The organism is Lysinibacillus fusiformis (assembly GCF_002845985.1).
GTDB lineage: Bacteria > Bacillota > Bacilli > Bacillales_A > Planococcaceae > Lysinibacillus > Lysinibacillus fusiformis_D.
In genome coordinates this window covers 1-7,287 of the sequence record NZ_PDFK01000014.1, presented here as the reverse complement: position 1 = coordinate 7,287, position 7,287 = coordinate 1, and the positions used below count along the sequence as shown (strand labels likewise).

The 7,287-nt window shown below is 33.3% G+C and carries 9 protein-coding genes; 8 read left to right on the top strand and 1 reads right to left on the bottom strand.

Translation table 11 applies throughout. From position 1 onward, the window contains the following. The 8 genes from CRI88_RS23180 to CRI88_RS22065 all read left to right on the top strand — a co-directional run. Window positions 1–703, top strand: a 703-nt coding sequence (locus CRI88_RS23180; RefSeq protein ID WP_180957842.1) for an RHS repeat domain-containing protein, incomplete at its 5' end; no start/stop codon positions are given. Window positions 704–741: 38 nt separating this feature from the next. Beyond that, a complete protein-coding gene (locus tag CRI88_RS22100) occupies window positions 742–1,050 on the top strand; it encodes a hypothetical protein (RefSeq protein WP_058844148.1) in 309 nt (102 codons plus the stop codon). 519 nt (window positions 1,051–1,569) lie between these two features. After that, a complete protein-coding gene (locus CRI88_RS23175) occupies window positions 1,570–2,307 on the top strand; it encodes an RHS repeat domain-containing protein (RefSeq protein WP_180957844.1) in 738 nt (245 codons plus the stop codon). Window positions 2,308–2,326: 19 nt separating this feature from the next. Continuing rightward, window positions 2,327–2,911 (top strand): hypothetical protein, encoded by a 585-nt coding sequence (locus tag CRI88_RS22085; protein WP_219622713.1) that lies wholly within the window; start codon window positions 2,327–2,329, stop codon window positions 2,909–2,911. Window positions 2,912–3,376: 465 nt separating this feature from the next. Beyond that, window positions 3,377–4,702: an RHS repeat domain-containing protein gene (locus CRI88_RS22645; RefSeq protein WP_157492967.1), complete on the top strand. Its 1,326-nt coding sequence runs from the start codon at window positions 3,377–3,379 to the stop codon at window positions 4,700–4,702. Window positions 4,703–4,903: 201 nt separating this feature from the next. Further along, the gene (locus CRI88_RS22075) at window positions 4,904–5,158 is read left to right on the top strand and encodes a DUF7660 family protein (RefSeq protein ID WP_036127392.1); all 255 of its coding nucleotides are present in this window, start codon (window positions 4,904–4,906) and stop codon (window positions 5,156–5,158) included. Window positions 5,159–5,287: 129 nt separating this feature from the next. Next, complete coding sequence (locus tag CRI88_RS23170; RefSeq protein WP_180957843.1) at window positions 5,288–5,821, top strand: RHS repeat domain-containing protein; 534 nt, start codon at window positions 5,288–5,290, stop codon at window positions 5,819–5,821. 186 nt (window positions 5,822–6,007) lie between these two features. After that, window positions 6,008–6,547, top strand: coding sequence for an imm11 family protein (locus CRI88_RS22065; RefSeq protein WP_101967050.1), 540 nt, complete (start codon window positions 6,008–6,010; stop codon window positions 6,545–6,547). Between the two features lie 205 nt (window positions 6,548–6,752). Here CRI88_RS22065 and CRI88_RS22060 read toward each other — a convergent pair whose 3' ends face one another. Further along, window positions 6,753–7,061 (bottom strand): hypothetical protein, encoded by a 309-nt coding sequence (locus CRI88_RS22060; RefSeq protein ID WP_058844149.1) that lies wholly within the window; start codon window positions 7,059–7,061, stop codon window positions 6,753–6,755. Window positions 7,062–7,287 lie beyond the last annotated feature (226 nt).

Sequence of the window (7,287 nt, the reverse complement as noted above, 5' to 3'; positions counted from 1 at the left end):
AGGTCATTACAGTATTATTAGTGATTATCTTGGAACGCCTGTTGAAGCCTATGATGAGCAAGGAAATAAGGTTTGGTCGGCTGAGCTTGATGTTTATGGACGAGTAAAAGAGTTTACGGGTGAGAAAGATTTCATTCCGTTTAGGTATCAAGGGCAGTATGAAGATATTGAAATAGGCTTGTATTATAACCGATTCCGATACTACGACCCAGAGCAAGGGAATTATACGCAGGTTGACCCGATTGGACTTGCGGGTGGGAATCCTACGCTTTATGGGTATACTCGAAATCCTTTATCTGAAATTGATCCACTTGGTCTGATAGTTGTATATAGAAACTTGCGTCCAGATGAAAAAATTTCTAATGGATTGACTGCTAAAAATCCTGGAAGAGGTATGAAACCATCCGGACATGTTATGAATGGAAGTAGTCCAAATTTCAAAGGATCACAGTTTATATCTACCACAACTGATATTGATGTTGCTAGAAAGTGGAATAAAGAAGGACAAACAATAGTTAAGTTTGATACAGATGATGTGGTAAAAGACTCGGCTGGAAACAAAAACATTATTGATGTATCAACCCCAGAAAAGGCTAAAGCAGAAGGGTTTAAAGGACGTCCTGATAATTACGCAGTTTCTTCTAAGGAAGTATTAGTTGAGGGGCATGTACCTACAAATAAAATTACAAAGGTTTGTAAATAGCTTCTAATGTAAATTTGAAAAAAAGAGGTCGTGAGGTTATGGAAATACAGCAAGCAATTGATACTGTATATAATGGACTAGTATCTGACAATTCGATTCCTGTAAAATTAAGATTGAACAAAGAATTAGACAGTGAGTTACTTAATAAGGTTAGAGTGGCATTAGACATATTGATACACTTCTACAAAGATAAAGAAACAGTTCCTAAAAAACTTGCTTTAGCTATGGTTGATATATATGGTGCTTTTTCATTTCAATCTGGTTACTTTGAAGATGATTTATTAGAGCAACTGGAGGACATTGGAATAGAATTACAAGAAAAGGCTTTGGAACTTTTTTCCGATTAAATGATGAAAATAAAGTAAGTTTATTGAAAAAAACCAAGTAAACGAATGTCATCCTATATGTTATAGACTAAATTTTACACTAACTTTTGAATGTCAAAAATTATTTACTTTTCTCGTTTGTTTTCCCTAAAATATAGTCAATGCTGACCCCATATTAATCTGATAACTTTACAATGCCCAAATGGGAATTTCATGGATACCTTTTTCATATCGTCGATAAACTTCCCTTTTGTATTTTCAAAATTGATGCAATTTCTTCTTGTGTTTTATCAGCGTCAATTCGTAAGTTCTCTAATCTTTGAAAAACATAAATAAACACTTCAAATTAATGCTACTACTTTGTGGAGGTCATTAAGCCAGACACGGCTGAAGTTACTTTCAAGTATGATGCTCTAGGTAGGCGGATAGAGAAGCGTTCTGATGAAAAAATAATGAGATTCGTGTGGGATGGGAATACGATTCTACATGAGTATTCAGAGAATGATTCAGCTGAACTAGAATGATAATCTAGTCACATGGATATTTAATGATGGGTTTATACCTTCAGCTAAAATTACGAGTGAAGGTAACTACAGTATTATTAGTGATTATCTTGGAACGCCTGTAGAAGCCTATGATCAAGAAGGTAAAAAGGTTTGGTCGGCTGAGCTTGATGTTTATGGCAGAGTAAAAGAATTATCAGGTGGACAAGATTTCATTCCATTCCGTTATCAAGGGCAGTATGAAGATGTAGAAATTGGATTGTATTATAATCGATTCCGATACTACGATCCGGAGCAAGGGAATTATACTCAAATTGACCCGATTGGACTTGCGGGTGGGAATCCAACTCTGTATGGTTATGTCAGGGATACAAATAATAATATAGATAAATTTGGCTTATATTCAGATTTATTGGATACTGGCATGGGACATCATTTGATGCCAAGATCAATAGCCAAGGCTTTAGATATTTCAGAGTTAAGTCAAATTTATTCCATTTCTTGGTATCCAGATGAAGGAGCTGGAACGGCAGAACTTCACAAAAAATTGCATAGAAAACTTATAGAAGATGGAATACCTTATCATGGTTCAAAATTCATTGGTACAACAGATGAGTTTTTTGAAAAAGCTGCTAAAGCATACAAAGATATTGACGTTAAAGGTTATTTAAAAATACCATACACAAAAGAAAAGTTATTCAAAGATTTAACTCCTGCAGAAGCTTTAGAGAAATTAAAAGAATTACATTATAATGGAAAAATACCTTGTAAATAGGAAAAAAGGAGATGTTATAATGGATAGAATTCTAGATACTGGAAGTTACGGAATTTGTTTGTTTTCAATAGACGTCCTGCAAGACTTTTTAAAGAAAGAAAAAGTTAGGACAAAAAAATTTTTAAAAAATTTTCAGGATAATCATAACCGTTATTTAGCTTCACTTGAAAATGGTATTTGGATACCTTTTCTACCTATAAATTCTATAGAGTATATTATCAAACTTGAAAATTGTAATCAGTCATTTGACGATGAATGGGAAGAAAAATTCGTTTATCATGACTTCAATATTGAAGTTAAAGATTCATTGTGGATTGCAGATATTGGTTCATTTTATGAATTTGATAAAAATGAGTTTCTAAAAAATGATGAGGTATCTTATCAAACATTAGATGGTAAAACACTATATTCAGGATTTAGATACAGTGTTCCTTCTGGTAAGTATTCGGTATCTATAAAAGGATATGCTCGTATGAAGAAATTAGATTTTCCTAGTCTAAATTTTGGTTTTTTATTTTCTCTTGAAAAAGTAAATGAATTTGAAGGATTTAATGATCCACGTGAAGATGAAAAATATAACTTTAATGTGGCAAAGATAGATTGAATCAGTATATTCTTAAAATTGTAATAAGAGAAATACATTAGTATCAATTATATAGGGCGATAAATCCATTTAAAGGGATTTATTGCCCTTTTAATCTTACTGTGATTTCAAGAGATGGGAATATTCGTGAGATAGGAACCGTAGAAGTTCTGTCATGACTATTTAAATCGTCTTGTACGGGCCAACTTTCATATGGAGACGACGTTCAATTAAAGGACAATTCCTATGAATATAGGGAATGTCATTCGCTAAGGTTACTAGGATGGCACTTGGGAAACGTTTGCCTATGATAAAAACGGTTCGCTACTAGAAACGGAAAACGAGCATGTAACCGTCAAGCTAGAGCGAGACCCATCTGGGCAAGTCATCAAAGAGTGGCAAAATGACCATTGGATTGCCAGTAGCTATGACGAATTAGGCAATCGCTCCCAAATAACAAGCAGCCTCGGTGCCAAAATCGATGTTATGCGTAATGAGCTGGGCAATGTCTTGCAAATGACAGCCTCTCGCTCCGAGCAAGCTCAATGGACAGCCTTGATGCAGTACAATGAACTTGGGCAAGAGATTGAGCGGATCCTACCAGGAGATGTTATTAGCAAATGGCAATATGATATCACAGGTAGACCAACACACCATCGCGTAAGTAGCCAAAGCCGAGATACACGAAGACGTGCCTACAATTGGGACATCAATCATCAATTACGCAGTATGGTCAACGAGCTAACGGGTGTAAAAGTGACTTATGGTTACGACGAATTTAGTAACCTTGTGTGGGCCAATCAAGACAGTCGCCAATTTGATTTCTTATACCGCAGCGTGGACGATGTCGGGAATTTGTATGAAACAAAAGACAAAAAAGATCGTGTCTATGGCGCTGGTAGTAGATTACTAGAAACGAAAGATGCTAAATTCTCTTATGATGAAGAAGGAAATCTCGTAGAGAAAGTTGAAAAGAATGGTGATACGTGGAAGTATGAGTACTGTGGCAATGGAATGATGGCGAAGGTCATTAGGCCAGATAATACGGAAGTTACTTTCAAGTATGATTCATTAGGTAGGCGAATAGAGAAGCGTTCTGAGGATAAGGCAACGCATTTTGTATGGGATGGTAATACGATTCTGCATGAGTATTCCACGCAGAATGCTGCAGATACTTTAGACAATCTAAAATCTTCACAAACCGATACTGCTATAGCAGATAATCTAGTTACATGGGTATTTAATGAAGGGTTTGTCCCTTCTGCAAAGATTACGAGTGAAGGTCATTATAGTATTATTAGTGATTATCTTGGAACACCTGTTGAAGCCTATGATGAAAAAGGGAATAGGGTTTGGACAGCTGAACTTGATGTTTATGGACGAGTGAAAGAAGTTACAGGTGAGAAAGACTTTATTCCATTTAGATATCAAGGGCAGTATGAGGATGTTGAAATTGGATTGTATTATAACCGATTCCGATACTACGACCCAGAACAAGGGAATTATACTCAAATAGATCCGATTGGACTTGCGGGTGGGAATCCTACGCTTTATGGGTATGTTAGTGATACGAATGCTATAAATGATCCATTTGGATTAAAGCCAAAACCTAAATTTAATTTTGCTGAGTTATCAGGAAATAAACCTCTTTCGTTAGATCCAAATGAAATTCATTTTATGCAGAGTAATATCAAGAATAGTACGGGTGCATTTACAGTTTTAGAAAATGCTGAATCATTAAAGAATGGTTCACTTAAAGTAAGTGACTTACCTACAGTTAATGTTTGGAAGGATACAGACGGTAAAATATGAACGTTGGATCATAGAAGACTCGCAGGTATTGATGAAATTCCAGTAAACTGGGCAAGTAAAAAACAAGTGAAGAATCAATGGTTTAAAATGTCAACAAAAAATGGTGGAACATCAATTGTTTTAAAGAGGGAAGATGGATCTAGACAGGTGATTTGTAGGAAAAAATAGAGTCAATAGTTGAAATAGAGAGGTGTGAATAATATGGATTGGTATAACAAAATTGAAAACGTATCAAACAAGCAACAATTCTTAGAATTTGTAAATTTATTATCAGCGGATTATAAAAAAAATATAGATGAATGGGAGAATAAATCTATAGATTTATTTCTTCAAGCCATTGAGGGATGGATGGAAGATATGGAAGGATTTTATGAAAATTCTGGTTTAGATACTCCCAAAAATATTGACTGGAAACTATTATCTATTATGCTATATGTAGGTAAGATATATGAATAAAAGGCCCACGCTAAAAAAGAATTAGTTATGTGAAATTTGTATGGAAAGACTTTAAATTGATGAGTGCGGTGTAAATAATATATCAATTTAAGGAATTTATTAGATCGATTGATTAGTTGAAGAAGCCTTATTAGTGATTATCTAGGTACACCTTCTGAAGCCTACGATACTGATGGTAATAAGGTTTGGTCCAATGAGTTAGATATTTATGGTCAGTCAAAAGAGTTTACCTGTGACAAGAATTTTATACCATTCCGATATCAAGGGCAATACGAGGATGAAGAAACTGGCCTTTACTACAACAGATTTAGATATTATTCACCAATTGAGGGTATGTATACGCAAAAGGATCCAATTGGGCTTAATGGAGGTTTGGTCTTATATGGCTATGTACAAGATACAAATAACTCAATAGATATTTTTGGTCTTTCTTGTACTAAAGAGTTAAAGAAAAATATGAACAAAGCTAATCGTGAGTTAAGAAAGAATGAAGGGTACATGAAACGTGCTTGGCATAAGTATAAAAGTTCAGCAGCTCATCATATTGTGGCGGGGGACCATTCAAATCCAAATGCTCAAAGAGCTAGGGATATTCTAGAAAGGCATAAGATTGATGTCAATAGTGCAGATAATGGGATTTATTTAAAACATGGATCCAAATAGTATATAACCTGGTGCTTATCATAGAATAATCCATACTAATGATTATTTTAGAAATGTTGCTGATAGGTTGGAGTCTGCAGAACGTTTTGGTGGAGCAAAAGCAAAAGAAGCAGTATTAGCTGATCCGGAAAATATTAGGGAGGATTTATTATTTAACGTTAAAATTTGGTAAATGGAGTTTTGTAAATGAATGTATATAGATTTGTAAATGATGATGTTTTTAAAGATTTAACCTTTTTAAATAAGGACTATGTTCGTCTTTTTTCAACTTTTACAGGGCAAAAAATTACTCTGGATTGGAACGCAGAGATATTTGGTATTTCAGAAGATAAACTGAATAGAGGAAAATTGTTAGATTTTGATTCACGTTGTTATGGAGCTACATTAATAGTAAAAAAGAAATTCGAAAAGTTTTTTATTGATGAATTTTCAGAAATTACAGAAACCCTCCCCATAAAAATCAAAGGTATTTCAGAGGATTATATATATATAAATATAACAAATGTTTTAACAGCAATTAATTTTGATGGTTTAGATATGCAAGAATCTCTTGCAATGTTGCGAGGTGAAAACATTACATTTAATTTAGAAAAAATAGAAAATGAAACTATTTTTAGAGATATTAGAATTAACAACTTTTATTTCTGTACACAAAATTTTAAAGATTTTATAGAAAAAAAGGGAATTAACGGATTGCGTTTTATGAAAGTAGGGACAGGACTTTAACTCTAATAAATGAATAGCATATTTTAAACATACTCTTATTTCATAATATGAATTTCCTCAGTACTATGAAGAGAATTATTTCTCTTCATAGTCACTATAATGGTTACCATTAATGAATGTATTTGAAGTGTCAAGATTTAGAAAAGCTAATTCTCCTAGCTCACAGACAGAGTTAGTAAGTTTTAATATTGCAAACTGCTTTTCATTAAAATTCACAATGATATATAAGAAAGTTATCTAAGTCGTCCACACTAATACCTTCTTCCTCCATTTCTTTCTCGGTAATAAAATCATCTATATGGTAAGAAATATCAATAGCATCCATAAGAAGTAGCTTTTCAAACTCATCGCATACTTTATCTTCAAAAACTAATTCCATTAATTCGAATTCTTTTGACTTTTTAATTTGAATGAAAAGAGATTGTAAAATGTATTTTAATGAATAATTCATAATTGAATCGAAATCCTTTTGAACAATACCAGCTTTGATGTTAAAGGAAATTTCTTGAATCATATCTGTATGAAAGTTATTTAAATAGGATGACTAATTTCCTCTAAGGTGTCATTCCGAATTCTCATGTTCTCTTCAAAAGGCATCATTTTATTATTCCTCCAATATTTTTTGTTTAATTTTACCATATGAATATTGGATAATACAGTTAATTTAAATAAACAATTTTATGGATAATATCTGTCGAGCTTTGACGAATTCGTATGGGAAGGAAATACGATTCTGCATA

Bases quoted from the DNA above. Each gene is read 5' to 3' on its own strand.
- CRI88_RS22645 (WP_157492967.1), top strand. From the start codon at position 3,377: ATGCGTAATGAGCTGGGCAATGTCTTGCAAATGACAGCCTCTCGCTCC.
- CRI88_RS22100 (WP_058844148.1), top strand. From the start codon at position 742: ATGGAAATACAGCAAGCAATTGATACTGTATATAATGGACTAGTATCT.
- CRI88_RS22075 (WP_036127392.1), top strand. From the start codon at position 4,904: ATGGATTGGTATAACAAAATTGAAAACGTATCAAACAAGCAACAATTC.
- CRI88_RS22060 (WP_058844149.1), bottom strand. From the start codon at position 7,061: ATGATTCAAGAAATTTCCTTTAACATCAAAGCTGGTATTGTTCAAAAG.
- CRI88_RS22085 (WP_219622713.1), top strand. From the start codon at position 2,327: ATGGATAGAATTCTAGATACTGGAAGTTACGGAATTTGTTTGTTTTCA.
- CRI88_RS22065 (WP_101967050.1), top strand. From the start codon at position 6,008: ATGAATGTATATAGATTTGTAAATGATGATGTTTTTAAAGATTTAACC.